The sequence below is a fragment of the Paenibacillus polysaccharolyticus genome (genome assembly GCF_023714295.1).
In the GTDB taxonomy this organism is placed as follows: Bacteria; Bacillota; Bacilli; order Paenibacillales; family Paenibacillaceae; genus Paenibacillus; species Paenibacillus polysaccharolyticus_A.
Window position 1 is genome coordinate 82,825 of sequence record NZ_JAMAUN010000002.1, and the last position, 20,018, is coordinate 102,842.

The 20,018-nt window shown below is 42.6% G+C and carries 15 protein-coding genes; 2 read left to right on the forward strand and 13 right to left on the reverse strand.

The window, feature by feature from the left end; all coding sequences use genetic code 11:
* Positions 1–21: 21 nt before the first annotated feature.
* The 7 genes from M3629_RS09155 to M3629_RS09185 form a co-directional block, all read right to left on the reverse strand.
* Positions 22–2,610 carry a DNA polymerase gene (locus M3629_RS09155; RefSeq protein ID WP_251504977.1) on the reverse strand — a complete coding sequence of 863 codons (2,589 nt, stop codon included), beginning with the start codon at positions 2,608–2,610 and terminating at the stop codon, positions 22–24.
* Between the two features lie 124 nt (positions 2,611–2,734).
* The gene (locus tag M3629_RS09160; protein WP_251504981.1) at positions 2,735–3,391 is read right to left on the reverse strand and encodes a hypothetical protein; all 657 of its coding nucleotides are present in this window, start codon (positions 3,389–3,391) and stop codon (positions 2,735–2,737) included.
* 419 nt (positions 3,392–3,810) lie between these two features.
* Positions 3,811–4,341, reverse strand: a complete 531-nt coding sequence (locus tag M3629_RS09165; RefSeq protein ID WP_251504984.1) for a sigma-70 family RNA polymerase sigma factor — start codon at positions 4,339–4,341, stop codon at positions 3,811–3,813.
* Between the two features lie 98 nt (positions 4,342–4,439).
* Entirely contained in the window at positions 4,440–5,525 is a 1,086-nt protein-coding gene (locus tag M3629_RS09170; protein ID WP_251504987.1) for a toprim domain-containing protein, read from the reverse strand.
* A gap of 190 nt (positions 5,526–5,715) precedes the next feature.
* Entirely contained in the window at positions 5,716–6,999 is a 1,284-nt protein-coding gene (locus M3629_RS09175) for a DnaB-like helicase C-terminal domain-containing protein (RefSeq protein WP_251504990.1), read from the reverse strand.
* Between the two features lie 262 nt (positions 7,000–7,261).
* Positions 7,262–8,041 carry an ATP-binding protein gene (locus M3629_RS09180; protein ID WP_251504993.1) on the reverse strand — a complete coding sequence of 260 codons (780 nt, stop codon included), beginning with the start codon at positions 8,039–8,041 and terminating at the stop codon, positions 7,262–7,264.
* Entirely contained in the window at positions 8,038–9,120 is a 1,083-nt protein-coding gene (locus tag M3629_RS09185) for a helix-turn-helix domain-containing protein (protein WP_251504995.1), read from the reverse strand. The genes M3629_RS09180 and M3629_RS09185 overlap by 4 nt, the downstream gene beginning before the upstream one ends.
* Positions 9,121–9,388: 268 nt before the next feature.
* On the opposite strand from M3629_RS09185, the gene M3629_RS09190 reads away from it, so the two are divergent.
* Positions 9,389–10,930, forward strand: a complete 1,542-nt coding sequence (locus M3629_RS09190; protein WP_251504998.1) for a glycine betaine uptake BCCT transporter — start codon at positions 9,389–9,391, stop codon at positions 10,928–10,930.
* 171 nt (positions 10,931–11,101) lie between these two features.
* On the opposite strand, the gene M3629_RS09195 is transcribed toward M3629_RS09190, so the two are convergent.
* The 3 genes from M3629_RS09195 to M3629_RS09205 form a co-directional block, all read right to left on the reverse strand.
* On the reverse strand, positions 11,102–11,989 hold the full coding sequence (locus M3629_RS09195) for an RCC1 domain-containing protein (RefSeq protein WP_251505000.1): 888 nt from the start codon (positions 11,987–11,989) through the stop codon (positions 11,102–11,104).
* A gap of 197 nt (positions 11,990–12,186) precedes the next feature.
* Entirely contained in the window at positions 12,187–12,348 is a 162-nt protein-coding gene (locus M3629_RS09200; protein ID WP_251505003.1) for a hypothetical protein, read from the reverse strand.
* Positions 12,349–12,546: 198 nt separating this feature from the next.
* The gene (locus M3629_RS09205; protein WP_251505005.1) at positions 12,547–15,255 is read right to left on the reverse strand and encodes a glycosyl hydrolase family 95 catalytic domain-containing protein; all 2,709 of its coding nucleotides are present in this window, start codon (positions 15,253–15,255) and stop codon (positions 12,547–12,549) included.
* A 137-nt stretch (positions 15,256–15,392) separates the two neighbouring features.
* On the opposite strand from M3629_RS09205, the gene M3629_RS09210 reads away from it, so the two are divergent.
* A complete protein-coding gene (locus tag M3629_RS09210) occupies positions 15,393–16,298 on the forward strand; it encodes a helix-turn-helix transcriptional regulator (RefSeq protein WP_251505007.1) in 906 nt (301 codons plus the stop codon).
* Between the two features lie 35 nt (positions 16,299–16,333).
* Here the strand turns inward: M3629_RS09210 and M3629_RS09215 are convergent, their stop codons facing one another.
* The 3 genes from M3629_RS09215 to M3629_RS09225 all read right to left on the reverse strand — a co-directional run bounded on the left by M3629_RS09215 (position 16,334) and on the right by M3629_RS09225 (position 19,903).
* On the reverse strand, positions 16,334–16,897 hold the full coding sequence (locus M3629_RS09215) for a GNAT family N-acetyltransferase (protein WP_251505009.1): 564 nt from the start codon (positions 16,895–16,897) through the stop codon (positions 16,334–16,336).
* Positions 16,898–17,547: 650 nt separating this feature from the next.
* Positions 17,548–19,173: a hypothetical protein gene (locus tag M3629_RS09220; protein ID WP_251505012.1), complete on the reverse strand. Its 1,626-nt coding sequence runs from the start codon at positions 19,171–19,173 to the stop codon at positions 17,548–17,550.
* A complete protein-coding gene (locus M3629_RS09225; protein ID WP_251505015.1) occupies positions 19,157–19,903 on the reverse strand; it encodes an ABC transporter ATP-binding protein in 747 nt (248 codons plus the stop codon). Before M3629_RS09225 ends, M3629_RS09220 begins: the two co-directional genes overlap by 17 nt.
* Positions 19,904–20,018: the final 115 nt, after the last annotated feature.

A 20,018-nucleotide genomic window follows, 5' to 3' on the forward strand; every position in this document is an offset into this window, starting at 1 on the left:
AAGATAGTAACAACGAAGCCGTTATTGTAAACCCTCCTCTTCTTCCTCTTCGTCATCCTTCTCAGCGAACATACCGATTTCATATTCAATACCGAACTTGGATAACTTATTTTTAACCTCCTCTTCGAAAATATCTCTCCAATCCAAAGTACCTTGGCTCAAAAGACGGATTTGCTCTTGCGAGAATTTGCCGCCCCAATAAGGTGATACCTCGATATCGGATTTGAAATGTACTCCTACATCGTTGGGGATAACACTAGCCATAGTGTCTGTAATCGCCTGAAGTGCGACAGGGTCAACGGTATCAGGGGCGTCGAAAATCAATTCGTCGTGTACCTGAAGAACAAGATGGATATCATCCTTTTCAAGTTGAGACACATAGCCATTGATTATCCACTCCCGACGGTTAAAGCACGTAGTTCCGTCTGGTCGTTTAGGGTAGAACAGTTCCACCATCGCCTTCTTGGATTGATCAGCGCTTGAGCCTTGGATTTTGGCGTTACAACTCTGCCGCTTACACTTTTCAATCTTCCAGTGCCAGCCAGAATTTTTCCACATATCCTCCTGTTTAGCTTCAGCAATGGTTTCACCGAATCTGCGTTTACGTCCAAGAACAGTCTCGATGTAGCCCTTCTCCATAACCTCTTTGTGAGTTGTTGCTTCCCACATACGGTAGTTAGGCATAGAGGACTTAAAGCTGTCAATTAGCTCCTTCGCTTCCTCTTTACTGGATTCAATTTGCTCACTTAAGCCAAGCTCCGTAATACCGTAAATTACACCGAATACTACGGACTTGGTTTTCTTACGAAGTAACTCAAAAAACGCGGAAAGTCGTTCAATGGTCGGACGGACAATCTCCCTAGTAGAAGAGTTAGCACCCTGCTCTTTACTATTCAAGTACGTTATTGCATAGAAGAGTTCCTGAGAACCTGCATATTTCGCAATCACTTCATCTACGTTGCGGATGGTCTCTTCTTCTGAATTCCCCTTATAACCGCGAATCTTCTCGAACATATCATAGTCCAAGCTGTGAATCTGGCATGTTACCCGACTGTGCATATCAAGTTCTAGCTGGAAGATTTCAATAAGGGTTTGTTCCTGAGTAAAGATAGCTAACCAGCGCAATTCCTGTTGAGAGAAGTCTCCGCTGACTAGCAGTCTCCCGCTAGGGGCTCGGAAGGCATAGCGAATCAGGTCAAATTTCGATGGGATTTGCTGAAGATTTGGTGCTGAACAGGAGACTCGTCCAGTCCTTACCAGTTGGTTATAGGAACAGTGTATGATCCCCTCTATCGTATCTTCTGGTAGTTTATTACAGAACGCATCAATGAGCTTGGAAAGCCCGCGGTATTCCAGAATATAGTCGATAATTTTGTGGGTCTGATCATCAACGGTAACGGTTACCTTCTTATTCCTCGTAAGTATCTTCTTACTTGTAGACTGCTTAGGTACTTTACGCTTCAGGTCTTTATCGTAAACCATTTCAGCCTCAAGAATCTTATGTTCTACATATAGTTTGCTGGCTAGTTGTGTGGGAGAGCCTAGGTTAAAATCTTCCACTACTTCGTACTCTTCCTTATACTTAATCCCCTGTCGCTGTCGGGTTCGTGACTTCATAAGAGTAATTGTGTCGCCTAAAACAGCGAGAATACCTGCCTTAAGTTCATCCAATTTCTCTTGTAATATTTTACTAATAATATCCTTTAGAAACTTGGAGTCTAGCTCTACTCCCCGTCGTTCTGCTGTAACAAAAACAGCGAGCAAAGGCATCTCCACTTCTCGGAAAAGACGGTAAACTGCGTCTAATCCAAAAGATGGATTTTCCACAATGCTTTTTTGATATCTGAACACCCAATGAGTCATGAATACGTCATGGCAAGCATAATAGTTAGCTAATCTGTGAGGTATACGATCGAATGGAATCTTGTCAAACATGCTACCGAACTTAAAAGTCGGGCGGCTAAGTTCATCTTGGCTCAATTTCCCCTGCTGAATTAACCAAGGAAGAGCGTAAGAGTTGTACCATTCCTTTAGGCCTTTGGGTTTATTTTCGTTTAACAGACCGCCCATAATCATCGTGTCCCAATGAATATTAAACGTAATGTCAATGTCTGCCCAATTCTTCAGTGCGTGAATGTCGAACTTTGCGTTGGCCATGACAATCATTTCATCTGTTTCTAACAATGGTTTAAGGGCGGTTGATACCGCATCGAACGATAAATGCTCTACATTTATTGACATTTCATGTAAAAAGGGGCGCATGGGTATATTAAAATACTCTTCGGATTCAAAACCTATGGAAATTGAGATTAAAGTGTCCCGCCAGTTGTTTAGTCCATAAGTCTCTGTGTCGAGATAGACAAAAGCATCGCCTTGATACATTTTTTTATATGCCTTGTAGTAGTTGACCAATCGCTGAAGTAACTCAGGGGTATTGATGAGCGTGTAATTGTGAGGCATGACGATTGATGCTTCTAAATCTAAAATTTTCTGTTCTTTCTTCGTGGGTTTCTTCGCCTTTTTGACTGTTTCCGTATTCTTAGTGCGTGTTGTTCGAGCAGACTTCTTTTCATTTTTAGTTAAAATGCTTATGAATTCGTTATCTGACATATACTGGTCTCCCTATCTCTCCTATCGATATATAAATAACGTTTTATAAAAATATTATTGTCTGTCGTGTCAAATAGGGGGATACAACAACGAGGGGCGTCCCAGCCCCTCAGGTCATTAAAGATTAGAATGGAAGTTTGCGTTGTGTTACAGGTACTTCTTTTTGCTCGTAGGCTGGCTTGCCACTGTGTCGTGCTTGATTATAAATGTTGGGTTGAGTATGGGCACCTACTACCACCGTTTGCATGAAATCTGCAATCTCCTCTGGGCTATGAGGAGTAATTTGCGGTGTAATATCAGGCATCTGGTCCATTAATTCTTGCGTAGGGAAGTTCAGAACAGGTTTTCCAGATTCGGGGTTTGCCACATAGCGGCGTGCACTGTAAGCAGTGTCGGAAGCGCCTTTACCGGTACGATAAAGGGTTACGAAGTTTTTAGTAGGGTCGCATTCGTCAAAATTGAATTCTTGGTTCAACTTTTGAACGTGAGACTTGGCCAGAGAGACAAATTTAACTTTCATCTCTATAGGGTCATACACACGGAACTTAATCCGCAATGCAGGATATCTGTAAGGGTTTGCTTTGCAAAGTGGGCAAATCTCTTTTCCGGGGCAACGAATGTATTTGGGCGTCAGCGCGGATTCGTAGTGCTCACGGATCCCGAACAGGTCTTCAAACCAGTCAATGAAGAGCATTGTCACCGGCTTTCCTTCTTCAAAAGTAATGAAATCTGCACCACCAGAAAGAATGGCTTCTAGACCACGAACTACTGTATTAGACATAATGTGTTTCCTCCAATGTATTTTGTGTTTGATGTTTGCTGACTTCTTACTATTAATTGTCGTTCTATCTTCTTATAGAGGAGCGAATGATTATTCAAGAAATTGGATACGATATAATTAAAGGAAATTTAATATTCTTTTATATTTGTTCAATAATATCAGTAGTGGAACTTATCTCTTTAAAAACCTTTGTCATTTGTTAGCTAAATAATGATTGAGTGAATAAGTAAGATGATGTGTAAAATTATAAAACTGTTACAAAACCTGGTTAATTACGCTGCTTTACAACATACTTTATTGACACTACCCTAAGTACAGTTGTAAAATGTTTCTATGAGAAATTCGAAAGATATGTATAGGAATAACTAAATGATTTCAAGGCACAGTATGTTATACTTTAGATATAGGTAAGTTAGGCGTTACTCCTGACATAGCTTTTTCAAGGTGTTCATTGCTCGGGAAGCATGGGATTTGTTCAAGCCAAGCAAGTTAGAAATCTCTGTTGGCTTCATACCTACTCCTTCTTCTGTGAAGAGCATGAAATCAATGATTCGACGTTGTTGCGGTGTAAACATAATGAGGTTGTTCAAGTAATCCGTTTTTACGTCGGACAGCCCATAGCCTATTTCTTCTGTTGCGTAAGAGAAGTAATCGCTAGTCGAACCATGTTCTTCATCTGCACCATCACAAAAGTTAACAGATGTGCTGTTCTTGCTAATCATACGGTTGTTTTTACGATAATAGTCAAATACTGCACGTTGGACGACTGTATGAGAGAATGCGAAGATATCTTTCTTAATTTGTCCCTTGTCGATGGCTGTAAGAATACGAAGTACGGCTTCTGATTGAACTTCTTCACGGTCTTCACTTCTCACGCCTTTCAATATATAATTGAAGATCGGTTTTAAGGACTCGATATTGAAGTTTGCTATAGTTGTTTGAGCTGTCATGGCTAATATTCCTCCAACGGTTTCATGTGTAATGTGTGTGCCTGTAATTTCAGTGATTGTTGTCTTGTCTGAGTAAGATCCTTTGAGAAAAATTTTGCCTACGTGAGCATTGACCCAATTAGGTTCACGTTGTAGGTGTCGAGCCGGTCTAGCAAACAAGCAACGAGCAGATCATTGCTGTCTTTGAGCGCAGGAAAGCTAGGGTAGCGTACACGGTTCACGATGAACCCTGCCCTATCCAGTAAGATTGCGGCGTCTTGCATCCCCTTCTCGCCCGCTTTATCGTTGTCTAGCATCAAATCAATTTCCTCGATGCCAGCCAATTGCAACTCCCGAATTTGATTCCTAAAAAGGATACGTCCGTTAATCGAAATTGCTGGAATACCCACCTGATAGTTGGACATACAGTCAGTAGGTGATTCGACCATTCTCACTCGCCTTATCCGGTGTTTCGTGGTTCTAAGTTTATTAATGAAATGGAGACCGAAAATGATATCCTTCTTTATCGCACTGCCTTCATTAATGAACTTAGTACCGTGATAACTGTTGCCGATTTTCCTCTTCTGTACAAAACGGAGTTCTCCGGATCTTGTCCTCTGGGGGAATACCAGCGTCGCTGTTGCAGTGTCAACACAGATTTCGTAAGTTTCAAGAGTCCTATCATCAAATCCCCTAGAACGCATATAATTCATGCCAGTCTGATAGAGCAGTTCATCACTAGCCCTCGAATTTTTCATGCTAGTAAGAACGCTCTCTTCGAGATGGGGAATAACGTACTTGTTCCTACGATTATCGATGAAGTCAACCATATCGAACGTTCTTCGTTTTTCCTCGATGATATAAGTGGAAAGCAGGACTTTAATCCCTTCTCCTTCATCGAGGTCTAGAGCGTTCTCTATCAAGGTGTCTATGGTTCCTAAATAACCACAGAAAAAGCAGTTACAGTGATAGGGCGGTTCTTTAGAAATACCAAAAGATGCCCTTGTTTCGGCGTGCAATGGACAGCAACTCATGACCCATTCGCCAGTATCATTCAGACCTGTGAATGCTTTAGGGTTACTTAGCACCTTCGAGAGATGCTGATAAGAGAACCTCAGCTCATCTGTCAACTCTTCAGGGTCGATGTGCAGGGAATCAAGAATTTCAATATTTGAATTCTTGGGTTCGCGAGAGAAATGAATCACTTCCCTTTCCCCCTATCTGAGCAGAACCGGGGGTGTGGATCTCTGCATCGTCCTTATGGACATCAACGTGAACGTTGAAAAGGTTCGAGAAGTGTTGGCAGTAAGCCGTTACTTCCTTACTCTCCCTATACGCCTCTAAGCCAACAGAGTTAAGGTACAGTTTTGCCCGCACGGGTTAGTCCTCCCTCTCTTAGAAGTATTGCTCGTGAATGGAATCATCCAGGATGGAGACGATACCAGAGTCGAAGTCGTAGCGCACAAGAAACGACTGTCCACTTGCATTTTCACGATTTTTTATGACCAGGATTCTAAAGGTGTTGTCACTCACTTTCACGATGGATATGCCCTTAGAAGCATCCTGTGCGATGGCGAAGGTTTCCCCAATATCCCCCGCATCAACGTTCTCGGTAGAGTCCTTCTTTACTCTCTTAAGAGCATCGCGGTTCGCTTGTGCGACAACTATTGCTGGCTTACCCGTATCGAGAATTAAATCTCGAACTCCTGCGGAAACATCAAACAGACGCTGTCTAAGGTCGCCGCTTTCGCGTGAGGTAAGTCGTAACTTTGATAATTGGTCGAGTGTCCAACGATTATGCCCTTCTCGTTCGAGTATCCGGCGGATTTCGTCAAGCATGAAAGGTTTGCCGCCATTGCTCTTAAGATCGTAAATTACCATGTCTTTCTTTTTCTTCTTAAGGCGGTCAATAAACTCTGCATAAGCATCTCTCTTTTCGTTAGAAAGCGTACCGCGTGTTAGAGCAAGGCGGGATACTTTGGCGAGTGTGTTGTCCCAGTTATGGGCAATTTCTGAAGCTCTTTGTTCCAAGGCGAAGTAGGCCGGATAGTCATCATCTAGTGTGCTGTTCCATGCCGCTGACATCATAAAGGATGATATCAGGGTCTTACCCATGTTTGTTGGAGCAAATACGAGGAAATAATCGACTGCACCATCTGTGTATTCAAGTCCGTTGGTTGCTAGATCAAGCGGCTTGAACCCAGTAGTCATTCCTATGATCTGGTCTTGTGCCCTACCGTGGATTCTGTCATAAGTATCGAGACGTTCTTGTGCGTTTTGGATGTAGGAGTAGCCCTGACCGCTTAAGCCGATCGACTTCAGAAATCTTCCCGCTTCCATCTGAAGTTGCTGAATAGCCGCTGTTGTTTCCTTTTTGGCAAAAGTCTCAGAAGCAGATACCAGTATCGGTTTGAACTCTCTATATAGAAAGTCTTCCCTCAACGCTTGCGCAACATGGTCGATGTTCTCCAATTCCACCAACTCAAACGTTTCGAACTTGTTCATTACCGTTTCTATAGTTGGCAAGAATCCTTTGTTCTTTTTAAAATTTTTCACGTACTCGAAGGTGTCTTTATATACCTGAAAATAGTCCTCAGTGATACCGGCATCCTCGACAACGCCCCACTCTTTTACGTTTAGGACGTGATTGAGTAGCTGAAGTTCTTCGATTGCCGCCATTGCGCTCTTCCTCCCCATTTCAAATTACACTCTTAGTAGTCGAGTCATGTTCGGAAAAAGATGCGACCGGATTCCGGCTAGGCACCCATATTTCGGAAATAAAAAAGGCCTCACCGGATACAATTAGATAAGTAATTGTATCCGGCGAGGCCTTAACGAAATGCACGATGTGTTTTCATGTAACATCTCGATAATATTAGCTCGATGGCGTTGAGTATATTAACGTTCGTATACAAATAAGATTCGCTTTCTGAGGAGTGATTTAGTATTTATGGGTACTATCGCCTCTTCGATCTCTTCCACCTAACGGAATGACCATCGTATTGTAAAACATACGAGATACAACCATGTCTCCAAGCATGTCATCTTGACGTAATATCGAACCGGGGAAATTGCTTGTAAAGATTGTACTTTTCTGTTCTTCTTTACGGGAGTCAATAACATCATAGATAAGGTCCCGGATGATAGGGGTAATTCGACCGCTCCCGATATCATCTATAATTAGTAGTGGAACGTCATTCATCAGGTTGAGTTCTCGGTGGGCTTCGTAGGTAAACTTCTCGTCATTACGAGTGTAAATATCCCGCTGACGGTTAGCCCAAGCTCCAAATTTTACATACATTCCCACGGGGGTTTCATAATCAAACCATTGTGGGTCACGACAAACTTTGTAAATAAACTCATTAAGAACGGCACTCGCTGTCCATGATTTCCCCGTACCTTTTCCCCTGTTAATCAAGGCAAGGTTCGTACCTGAAGTGACAAAGCCTACTGAATTAGATAGCAAGTCCTTCAGGATGGTTGCAAAGTCAGCATTGTCTGCATCCTCAACGTAATTGTTCAGGTTGGCAGAACGGTACTCCTTAGGGATTTTGGCCAATCCAAGAGCCTTTTCCAGTTTATCGTAGCCCACACAATAGTTGAGCATATGCTCGGGCGGCAACTTTACTTGACCGTTACGAAGTTTGCACCAGTCCTTTACAACACAGTTTTCACATGTGCTGAATAATTCTGTTTTTGTCTCAGTCGTCCATGTACTCATTCGTTACCTCCTTTAATCCTCTTCAGGAAGTCCTCAGCAGACATGCCGCTCTTTGTCTGTGATGTAGTCTCAACTATCTCTTTCTTCACTTGTGCCGCAATATAGAAGGGTTTCTTGCCTTGCTCGATGAACAAATCAATCTCAGCCGCCCGCCCTGAAGTACTGAACCATTCAAGGGATGGGTTGTCGTATCCAATTTGGAAGAAGGCATCCATTCTTAGCTTGATTCGTAACTTGTTGCCTTCAACATTTTTGAGTAATCGCCCAATCATTCCACGGTGTTTACTTCGGGCGCTTTCGTGTGTTCTGCCTGTTGCGTCGATAAACTTCTCGTAGAAGTACTGAACGAAGTTGTCGTTCTTCCATCGCTCAATGTCATCAGGCAGGGAGAATCTACCTCTACCTCCAGCCGAGTTGCCAGCTTTTTCGACAGTGTCGCCTAGAGCGGTTCCCGTTACTTCTTTTGTCGCAGCATGGTTGGAGATGTTAGGCTTGGCTTTTCCGTCGTACGGCGGGTTGAAATCGTCCCCTTCATTCTTCACCCTGCTTAAAAGAGTCTTACGTATATATGATTCAGTCTCGGCATCGACAGGAATCTCCCGAAAGGTAATTCCCTCTTTGTCAAGCTTCTCAAGTAATTTAATGAAGCATTCATATACATCTTCGTATAAGCATACTTCAACTTCTCTGTATACGGAATTTACAGCCCGCCAGAACATTTCGGATACATGCAGATGGTCAATTTTGTCTATGTCCATCAGATAGTAGGAGTTCGTCTTCCGATTACCGTTACGTTCCTTCAAAATGAATCCCTTTTCGCAGAGTTCGTCAATGTATTTAATTGCCGTTTTCTTGGTACAGTTGCAAGCCATAGCTATTCGTGATACAGCGGGAAATGCTTCTTTTCCGTTCTCAAAAACGTATCTGGATATCACGCCGTAGGCTATCTTAGACGTGTCCGATAATTCCAAACAAGAGACCACCATGTTCGGTAGTTGCACATGTCCTCTGTTCTCAGAATCACGGTAAACGAACTGCTTTTCGCTAGATACGATCACCTGTCCTTTGTATTGCTCCATTGTTAAATCATCTCCCTACTTTAAGTGGTCGGCGCAAGTATTATCAAAGTTGCGAGAGATGTCACGTCCAGCGCCTCTTCCGTAAGAGCTTCGTATGCAGCTGATCATTTTACTACAATGTTGTTTCGAAAATATCTATTTCGGTGAAATGTTTCAATATGCTGTGGTTTGTTTTAATTTATCAACAGCTGGCTTTTCGCATGATTACAGGCTCAATTAGCACATACTAAGGACAGTTGGCTTAAGATTACATAACGGGGGTCTCATCATGGTATTTACAATCACAATTATCATCGTTGCACTATTTGCAATATGGGGAGCTGTCGCACCAGAACAGCTGGCGGATGTGGCTACCGTAGCCTATAACTTCTCGATTCAGAATTTTGGCTGGTTTTATCTGCTGGCGACCCTGTTCTTCTTGGTATTCGCATTCTATCTGGCGTTCAGTCGATTCGGCAATATCAGGCTAGGGGATGACGATGATGAACCGGAATATTCTACAATTTCTTGGTTATCCATGCTCTTTAGCGCGGGTATGGGTATTGGACTGGTTTTCTGGGGAGTTGCTGAGCCGCTGTCACACTTTTTATCTGCGCCGGAAGGAGCAGAAGCCGGAACCGCTCAGGCAGCAAGACTTTCCATGCGGTATTCTTTCTTTCACTGGGGGCTGCATCCTTGGGCAATCTATACCGTCATCGGCTTAGCACTTGCTTACTTTCAGTTCCGAAAAGGATATAAAGGATTGATTAGTTCCACCTTTATTCCTCTGATTGGAGAGCGTCTTGCTGCAGGCTGGCTTGGGAAGGCCATTGATATTCTGGCGGTCATTGCTACGATTTTTGGTGTTGCGACCTCGCTTGGATTGGGTGCGCTTCAGATCGGTGGAGGTTTGAATTACTTATTCGGCATTCCTAACTCCACCATTGCTCAAATTATTATTATCTCAATCGTAACTGTATTATTTTTAATCTCGGCGACTACGGGTCTTGATAAAGGTATCAAAATTCTGAGCAACACTAACCTTGTTATAGCTGTTCTATTGATGATTTTTGTATTATTGGCTGGTCCGACTTCTTTTATATTTGACACATTCACGACAACCTTGGGCAGTTACATGCAAAATATTATTAACATGAGTTTAAGACTTACGCCGTTCTCAAGAGAAACATGGATTGGAGCATGGACGTTATTTTACTGGGCTTGGTGGATTGCGTGGGCTCCTTTTGTTGGCACTTTTATCGCAAGGGTATCCAGAGGAAGGACCATTAAGGAATTTGTCATTTACGTGATGCTTATTCCAAGCCTTTTTGGATTCATTTGGTTCTCTGTTTTCGGCGGAACAGGACTTCACTTGGAATTGTTTAATGCCGCCCATCTCGCAGAGGCTGTTAAGGAAGATGCGACGACTGCTTTATTCCTCATGTTAGAGCAACTGCCTTTGGGTACAATCATAGCATTCATCGCTACACTTCTAATTATGATGTTCTTTATTACGTCAGCAGATTCGGCTACCTTTGTACTAGGTATGCTGACTTCAGATGGCAGACTGAATCCCAGCACAAGAGTAAAACTAACCTGGGGAATTATGCAGTCTGCCATCGCGATCGTACTGCTAATTAGCGGGGGATTAAATGGTCTTCAGACAGCATCTATTGTGGCTGCGCTGCCATTTGCAGTTGTTCTTATTGGCATGTGCGTCTCTCTTCTCAAAGCTCTGCAAGCTGAGGATCGAGAGCGCCGTAAGAAGGAAAAACGACAGCGTCAAAAACTGAAACGACTGCTGGAAGAACAGGAAAATATGCAGATCTGAATTCACAACAGAGAATGTATTCCTGATCTCTAACGAGAACGATCTCTAGAGAAAGACAGAAAGGACACCCACTTTTGCGTGGGTGTCCTTATATTTACGCCTGATGCCCTTCTTATCAAATAAGTTAAAGCCGGTGCATGAAGCCTAAAATAACCTCTTTGTTGAGACGGCTTATGGTTTGATGTTATGCCAACCACCTACATCACATTGTCCATAATCATTATCACCCACCGCAACCATTGTACCATCTGATCTCAGTCCGATGGTATGGGCACATCCCGCTGAAATAGCTCTAATCTCACGCCAATTACTTACAACGCATTGCTGATGTTTATTCGAACCCACAGCAATGACCGTACCGTCTAATTTCAGGCCCACCGTATGATAACTTCCCGCTGCAACAGCAACAATATCACGCCAGTCGCTTACTTCACACTCACCTTCCTTATTCCTACCTACAGCCACAAGCGTGCCATCCGATCGAAGCCCGACCGTATGAAGATAACCGGCGGAAACAGCTATGATGTCGCTCCAACCTTTAACGTTACATTGTCCATATTTATTGTTACCGACGGCTGTTACTGTTCCGTCTAATCTGAGACCGACGGTATGCCAGTCCCCCGTCGTGACCGATACAATATCGCGCCAGCTGTTAACGTTGCACTCACCTTCATTGTTCCGCCCCACCGCAATGACCGAGCCATCTGAAGAAACCCCGACAGTACGACACCAACCTGCAGAAACAGCAACAATATCGCGCCATTCGCTTACATGGCATTGTCCATGCTTATTCCAACCTGTAGCGGATACTGTACCATCAGATTGAAGACCAACCGTGTGGGCATTCCCCGTGTTCGTAGCCATATGAACATTTGCAGCATCAACTGCGATGACATGGCTCCAACCGCTTACTTTACATTGTCCGGATTTATTATCACCCGCAGCTGTTACGGTACCGTCTGATTTAAGTCCAATGGTATGACGACGACCCGCCGCTATAGTAGAATTGCGAAGAAGTTTCGTATGTAATCTTGCTTTTTTTTGTGAATTGTAGTCCATATCGTTCCTCCACCATTAGAAATCCAAATGCTGCTTTCTTTTCATTCATTTAAATCATCTTTCTTCAATGTTTTGCAAGCGGATTATCTGCACTAACGAAAAAACCTCAGATGATAGAACTATTCTGAGGTTAATCGATAAACTATTTTTGAGCGTTTCTGTTATGTTGCATTCTATTGATTCAAGTGAATGTCGAATCAGTTGTTCTCAATACCTTTAATAACTTCAACCTTTTTATCTCCTGCTGTTTTCGCTACCTCTAACGCCGTTGTACCTTGGATCGCAACGATTACACCAGTCGCTAACATAGAAACGATTAAAGTTGCACTCAGGGCTGTGGAAATTTTCTTCTTCAACATAAACTTACCTCCCATATGGTTAATGAAATTGTTCTTTTAACGACATTCAGTTATGCGTCAGACTTCATAGAAGAATAACAATATTTCACTTTATTGTTGGCTCATTTCATCCGGTGATTGTATTATAACCCACTGATAATATTTGTAAAAGGTTTTTACTGACGTTCCAAATTATAGCCTTATTCCACTTTTCGATATTTAAACCCTACTGAAAACGATAGAAGTCTCCTGATTTTCTTGCAGTGTCAAGTTCACATATTTCTGTTTACCATTCATGTGTAATTGTGCCTCCACTCCATCAACCAGAGCAGTTGTCCATGGGAATCCCGAACTCAGTCGAATGGTATTATCTTGAATAAGTGAAGACAAAACTACGCTGATTATCCCCGTTGATTGATCCCATGACAAACGGTTTACTTTTACCTGTGTTCTTGCCATTAGCCCGTCGATGTTACCGGACATCCAGTCTGAAGAAAGTGCAGGCAGTACTTCTATTTCTCCTGTATTAGAATAGAGCAAAGCTTCCTGTAGAGCGGCAACTACACCAAAAGCAGTGTCTGTACAATAACAATGATTTCTACGATTTGTATCATGATCAGTCATCAAAGAAAAATAATAACCTTCTGCGGTCATCATCGGTAACAGTGAATGAAGGACACCATCTGCATTTTTCAAGCGTGCATGTACCAGTGCTTTATGCATCCAGCCATGACCTGCTGTTGCATCCGTTGTGTTAATCTTGTCTCTGTTTGCCAGAGCTATTGCAGAAGCTGATGCAAGATCAGCATCACCGTGGGTTTCGTAAGCAGGCCAAGCAGCATATAAATGACTCAGATGCCGGTGATCATTGTTTTCAATATACTCGGCCATAGCCCACTCACAGAGCGCACCATCTTCATCGTATCGATATGCTGGCAACTGACCCACAAGCTTATTCCACTTATCCACCGCTTTCTCATATCCTGGGCGCTTTAAAGCCATCTCCGCTTGAATAACCATATTTAATCCATCTCGTGCTGCAGAGATGTCCATCGTAGCGTTTGCGGTGATGGTGCTGTTATAACCAATCGGGTGATTTTCAGGAGAGTACGTAGGAATAATCATATAACGCTCACCGGCAAGTAAGGAGCTTTTGCCTGGTTCATATCGTGATTGCCCCGTAACATCTATGAAATACTCAGGTGTACAGATCTGTTCCCAGAAGTTAGCCTGCTTGGTGAGTAGTGGCAGCAAAATATCTTCGAGCAGATTAAGCGTACCACGTTCCTTCAAGCTATAGAATGCTGCATCGGATAAGCCGTTGTCATGAACAGATAACAGGAATTGCAGACGATCGATATCCATCTCCTCCACAATAGGAATATCGCGGTTTCCAAAACATTGCCAGTATTCAAAAATAGGAAGTAAACACCAGCTCGCACCTGCATTCCAGTATTCAAAAGGATAGTCGTTATCATATTCGACATGCATAGCACGATCTCCGTCTGAGTTAACACTTACCTGAATTGCATCATGCATGCCGTAGGCCATACGGGCGTTGGCTTCGAAATCCGGGGCGTTTCTGAGGAAAAATGTAATATATCCGAGCTGAGCCTGTGTTAAATTCCCCGTATTCATCGCTGCAACTTGCAGGTTCACATTCGCATCAAGTGTGTAAATGCCTCTCCACCCCGGATTCCATTCGCCTGTCCACATTCCGTATAAACGAGGGGCACTGCTTCCGCTGCAACAGATCATAGCATATCGCCCCTGGTTATAGACCTGTTCCATAAATGCATGATTAATTCGGTTTGCGGATGCCTGCTGCAGTTTAATGAGTTTCGAATTATCCATATCTTTTTGCTCTTCATCACCATGGAGTGCAAAACGTACAGCATTAAATTCACGAGAATGCCATTCGGCATGTAATAAAAGTGCTTGTTCATAGTCAAATGCACATTGTTCATGACTATATTTCTGTAAGACAGACTGAGTATGCTGTAACAACTCATCTATAAGGGAGTAGCCTGAACAGGAGGCAAAGTTCTCTATGCACCCCATTTCATGAGTTCGTCCCGAAGTAGTGATGAGGTACACGGCATCGGCATCTTTAATCTGAATCGCAGGGTTTTGTTCCAGTCCTACATTCATCTCCTCGCCTGAGTCTTCCAACACAATTCGTTCCTTCGTACCATTAACAACAATAACTTGAGTGACACCCGCATACCCTCCATGGCACAACTCGCTGCCTGCATAAGACGGATAATGAACTACTTGAGCAAGATAAGAAGCTTCGGTATCCACCATTTTTTTGTATCGAAGTGCATGAACTTCGGACATTCCGTTATGGGCTCCGTCCATATGTGAAATATCATCAAGCTGCAACACCATATTGATCTTCCGTCCAAGGTCAGAATGCTCCAGCTTGGTAATGGAAACATCATCTATTCTGGATGTAAACGAAGTACGTACCCACAGGCCATCGTTATCACGATATCTTACGCCCGTTTCGGCCGTTTCATAGTTCGTCCATCGTTCATAATCTGACACTTTTCCTCTGTTCACCATACTCAGACGGAGCTGATGACCTGGATGATAACTATAATAGAATGTTCTTACACGTGTCTCACCGTTGTCGTGTTTGATTTTCCATTGGTCATTCTGTTCAAACACATTTTGTCTGGCTTCCTGCAATTGACTAGTCAGTTCTGGTGGTATTTCTCTGGGGTCAGCTGAAGGAAAATTAAACCACATATGTTGAAAAATAAAGCTATCGGAGTAAGGTGAACCTGACGTGACATAACCGTTTCTTCCATTTCCGCTTACCATGCCGTCTCTCCAGGCGTGGCCCGGATTTACAGCGGGTATTTCGGTATAATTCAGAGCGTAATTGCCTTTATCATATAGATGAGTTCTCGTTTTTCCCAACTTCTTCTCCCCCTTTTGCCATTTCCCAATCCAGATTTCATAGATATAATTATAGGGATGGGTAATGGAGTTGCGTTATCACAAGAACCGACCAAGTTCCATATAAGATGTCGCATTATGACAGAGGAGAATAAACCATGAATCTACCCACGATCAATATTGATGATATCGATATCAAGTTACGACTCGATGACCTTGTTCTTAACGTACTGTATGTAAAATTCGGTTATTTTCATCAAACGATGCCCAAGCACAGCCACAGTCACGGCAGCTATGAGCTTCATTATATTCCTCGTGGCAGGGGTCTTCTTATTGCCAACGGGTTGCAGTATACCTTGACACCGGGCACTTTGTTTATGACCGGCCCTGAAGTTGAACATGAGCAAATCCCGGATCAAACGGACCCCATGGCCGAATATTGTATTTTCTTTGAGATTATATCGGGACCCTTCCACCTGAAACAAAACTCAAAGGATCTTTCAAGGAAAGGGCTACTCTCTAGGTGGTTGCTAGATACGCCTTTCTGGATCGGCCCTGATCAGGAAAACATGATGACTTTATTTGAAATGCTTGCTTGGGAGGTGTCTCTCAAACCTATTGGTTTTCATCACATGGCAACGAACATACTCGAGATGATTGTGGCTCGAACGATCAGACATTATCACCAAGGCCCCATCGCGGTACTGAATGCACCGGTTAAAACCTTAAATGATAGCAGGCTTGTGGCCATTGAGAACAGTTTCTTATATGATTATCAATCCATAACACTGAAACAGCTTGCGGACAAAATTGGATTAAGTACAAGACAGACAGAAAGAACCGTGCAGAAGCAATACGGAATGTCGTTTAAGGACAAAAAATGGCAAGCACGTATGGAGGCTGCAGCCCAGCTTCTGCTGACGACCGATTTGCTGATTCGAGAAGTAGCTATCGCCGCAGGTTTTTCAACACCGGAACGGTTCAGTCATTCCTTTAAAAAATATTACGACCAGTCTCCCTCAAAATATCGGAGTGAGCATCGTGTAGATGGTATCAATGGATAAAGGTTACTATCTCAATGAGCTACCATAACTACGGTCTAACTTTTCCGGTAGGCTACTTTATGAAAAGCGTTAATATATTTAAATATTGCTTTACCATCATCAAGCACAGGCTTACTTCTATCCAATAGCAATTTCATGGCCTGATACGGTTCCGGCACCATGCTATATTGATGAACATAGGATGTCAGGACAAACCCGTTGCGTTGCCAGAACTGAATGCGTTCCAGATGAGCCTCCGTCATCCCGGATTCGGCCTCGATAATGATACCTTCGACCCCGTGTTCCTTTGTGGCCCAAGCCCGGAGCTGCTTCAGCATCCACGTCCCTATGCCCGATCCACGTAGCTTCTGTTCAACCGCGAGATAGTCGACGATCAGAAGACGCTCTTTCCCCTTCCCTACCAGTCCAGTAACAGCCATTGCAACTACATTTTCTTGATGCGCGGCCATGTGTAAATAACCAATTCCACGGTCCAGCATATTGCATAGAATTGCTTTTGTCTTAGCGCCGGTTGGAAAAGCCTCTCGATAGATTCGCTCCATCCGCGCCCATAAGGCTTCATCCCACGTCTCTATAGTCGAAAACTCTAATTCCAGCATGTTATTCGCCTCCAGAATTTTATTTATGGAAATCTTTTCTCTGCTAGGTACACTTTTATTTATCACAATATACATAAAACATCAGTAAAACAGTTCGAATTCGATCAACGAAGAGTTTCTTTAATTATACTATGAATGGGATTCAACTAAATTAGCGGTTCTTCTGCTTTTTTCATTGATCGTGATCCAATCCATAACATGCTTAATGAAACAACTACCAGTAACACAATAATGGCTACAATAACAGCGGAAAAGGACCGATCAAACGCAAATCGTGCGGCTTGTTTCAATGTTTCCGATGCAGACCCAGGCAATCTTTCTGCTACGATTAAAGCTTCATCCAAACTATCTTTCACATTTACTGGAACTTTCAATCCTGTTGGAATTTTCATGGTTAACGTGAGAAGTACATTGCAGGTAAAGGAATGAAAGTAAGCGGAGATGTATATGCATTGGAACTGCACACCTATTGGACAGAAAAGAATCCAGACGACTATTCAATACGGATAATTGTTCAAGTCTCACATTAGTCTCTTCCTCATTGGAAAGCCAGATGAATAACAACCCCCCCCTTCTTTTCAGAAGGGAGGATACACTCTAGCGTTTAAATGAAGATCATTTTACGAAGATCGATGAACCTATACTCTCCTTCATTTTACTCTGAAATTGTTTGGAGCATATTTTCTGACAAGGGGCAAAGCACTGAACAGATAACCTACAGTCAATATAATTAGAGCAGCAGTTAATGCCCAAAGTGTAGGCCCTATAAACATCCCTATAACAATGCTTAATGGGATAAGACTGCTCGCGATTGTAAACAAGGGATTATTCGTGTCCAGCTCCGTTGTGTAGGGCTGAAACACATAGTACAACAACAGGTGATGTAATGAGAAGAAAACGGTCAGCGTAATAATCAAAATCCAGAGAGCAAGGAGTGAATCTATAATTCGTCCCTCCGTTAATATGAGTATGGGAACGCTCATTACAGCCGCGAACAATAAACCTAATTTTAGATTCATGTTTAATAAACTTTTAAATCTTAGAAGGAAATGCACGTTCGAATCCTTGCGGTAAAATGCATAACGCATAAGTGGTCTGTCACAATGGAAGAATAGAATCTTGCAGATTTGACTACCTACTGTCAGGTTTAGCATAACCAGAATGAGTAAAGGGCTAAATCTTGCAAGGTAATCCAGAGAGATGTGATCATTGAAGATGAATGCCAATAAAGAGACTAATAAACCAATGATCAAAATAGCTAACAAACGTCTTCGAAACGGTGTATGAAGAAGATGAACATGTCTCGTAACGAATAGTTGGTGAATTTGCTTGTATCCCTCTGGGCTTGAGATACTTTGCTCGCTGACATAAGGTATAGAGGATGAAATCCCGCTCTGATCCTTGTCTTTGGACTGGATCATTCGTTGTTGAAGATCAGCCAACATGATTTCTGTGTTTAACAATGGATCAGCATAGTTTGTTACTGCGCGCACAGCGGCAGAATAATCCGTATGTTTTAACAGAACATACCCAGCGACAGCACCTGACAACGTTATCCATGTCATAAGCCATTCTTGATCCAGTATCCGAGCCCCAAATAAAGGGATACCCCACGGAGTTAAGGGAAGGTAAGCAAGAGTCAGTGCGATGAACATCGTTAAGCTCATAACCCATGTTTTCTGTACAAGGACTATGCCCATCCGTTGAAATACTGCCAAATGAAATAATTCGCATAGCACTCGCCATAAGGTAATGATCCCCACGACCAGCAAAGCATGAACGATTGAAAAGTTGAAATAAACGGAAACCAAAGAAAACGAAATCCCTTGATATAAGAAGAAAGTTGTATAGCGGTGAAGCAGAACAGCTCGCATAAATCGGGTCGGAACCATTCGCATCAGCCTGGTCGCAGTGTATTTCATCTTGTTGGATTCCAACACTTTTGCACTAGTCATGCCTCCCATTAAGCCACTAATGCAAAAATACATATGAAGAAGAAGTGCCAATCGATCCGTAGAATGATCTTCCGTCCATAATAAGACGGGCAGTGCAAGCATTCCACAGAAGTAGAGTAAACTTTCTGATAATCCCGCGCCAAACATGAGAACTACGGCAACTGCACCTAATGTGCGTTTCGTCCGGAAAGCAGCATACGTTTGATCACGAATTAAAATGCCTACCACCGGTAACCTTTGCATGGAATATATTAAACGGTTGACTAACGTAATCACCTGCAGCTGCCACATGCGAGAAATCGTACTAAATATTCCCTGCATCGGCATTCTCCTCCCCTATACCAAGTTCATTTTCTTTTCGCAATAACTTGATAATTTGTGCTTCAAAGTCGGGTTGAGTGAGAATTTCAGGTGAGATTGAAGTCAGACTTCCATGATTTAAAATCATTAATTCATCGCACAGATCCGTTGCCAATTGCAAGATATGAGTGGAGAAAATCAAGATATGATCCTTCTTCATATCACGTAGCAGCTTTTTCATCTCGCTGGCAACGACAACGTCAAAGGAAGTAAGCGGTTCGTCCAGCAGGATCACTGTAGGTTTGATGAGTAAAAATAACAACATTTGAACTTTATTTTTCATTCCATGCGAATAGTGTTTAATGAGCTTGTGGCGGTCTTCATGTGACATATGCATCATATCGAATAAGCTATCCATATCGTTTTCTTGCCCGTCGATCACATCACCATTAACTTCAATAAAAAAACGTACAAACTCATATCCTGTAAGAAATTCTGGTAATATGGGCAGAGAATATACGTAACCTACATCATCCATCTCTAAATCACGTGATGTAGATTCGCTCACCAGTTTCATCGTGCCGTTATCCGCTTGAATCTCTCCACCCAAACAATTAAATAATGTTGTTTTTCCGGCACCATTTCGTCCAAGAAGGCCATAAATCTTACCCTTTTCCAATTGAACATTTACATCGGTTAATACCTTTTTCTCACCAAAACTCTTCCTTACATCTTTTAACACTAATTTCATTGATTAGCTCCTCGCTTTCACAGCCATTCATTTTTTGTATCCCGTTCGTCTGCATATTTAATAATTGTTTAGTTTTCATACAGATCATTCCCTTCCATTTTTTCTTAAAAGGATA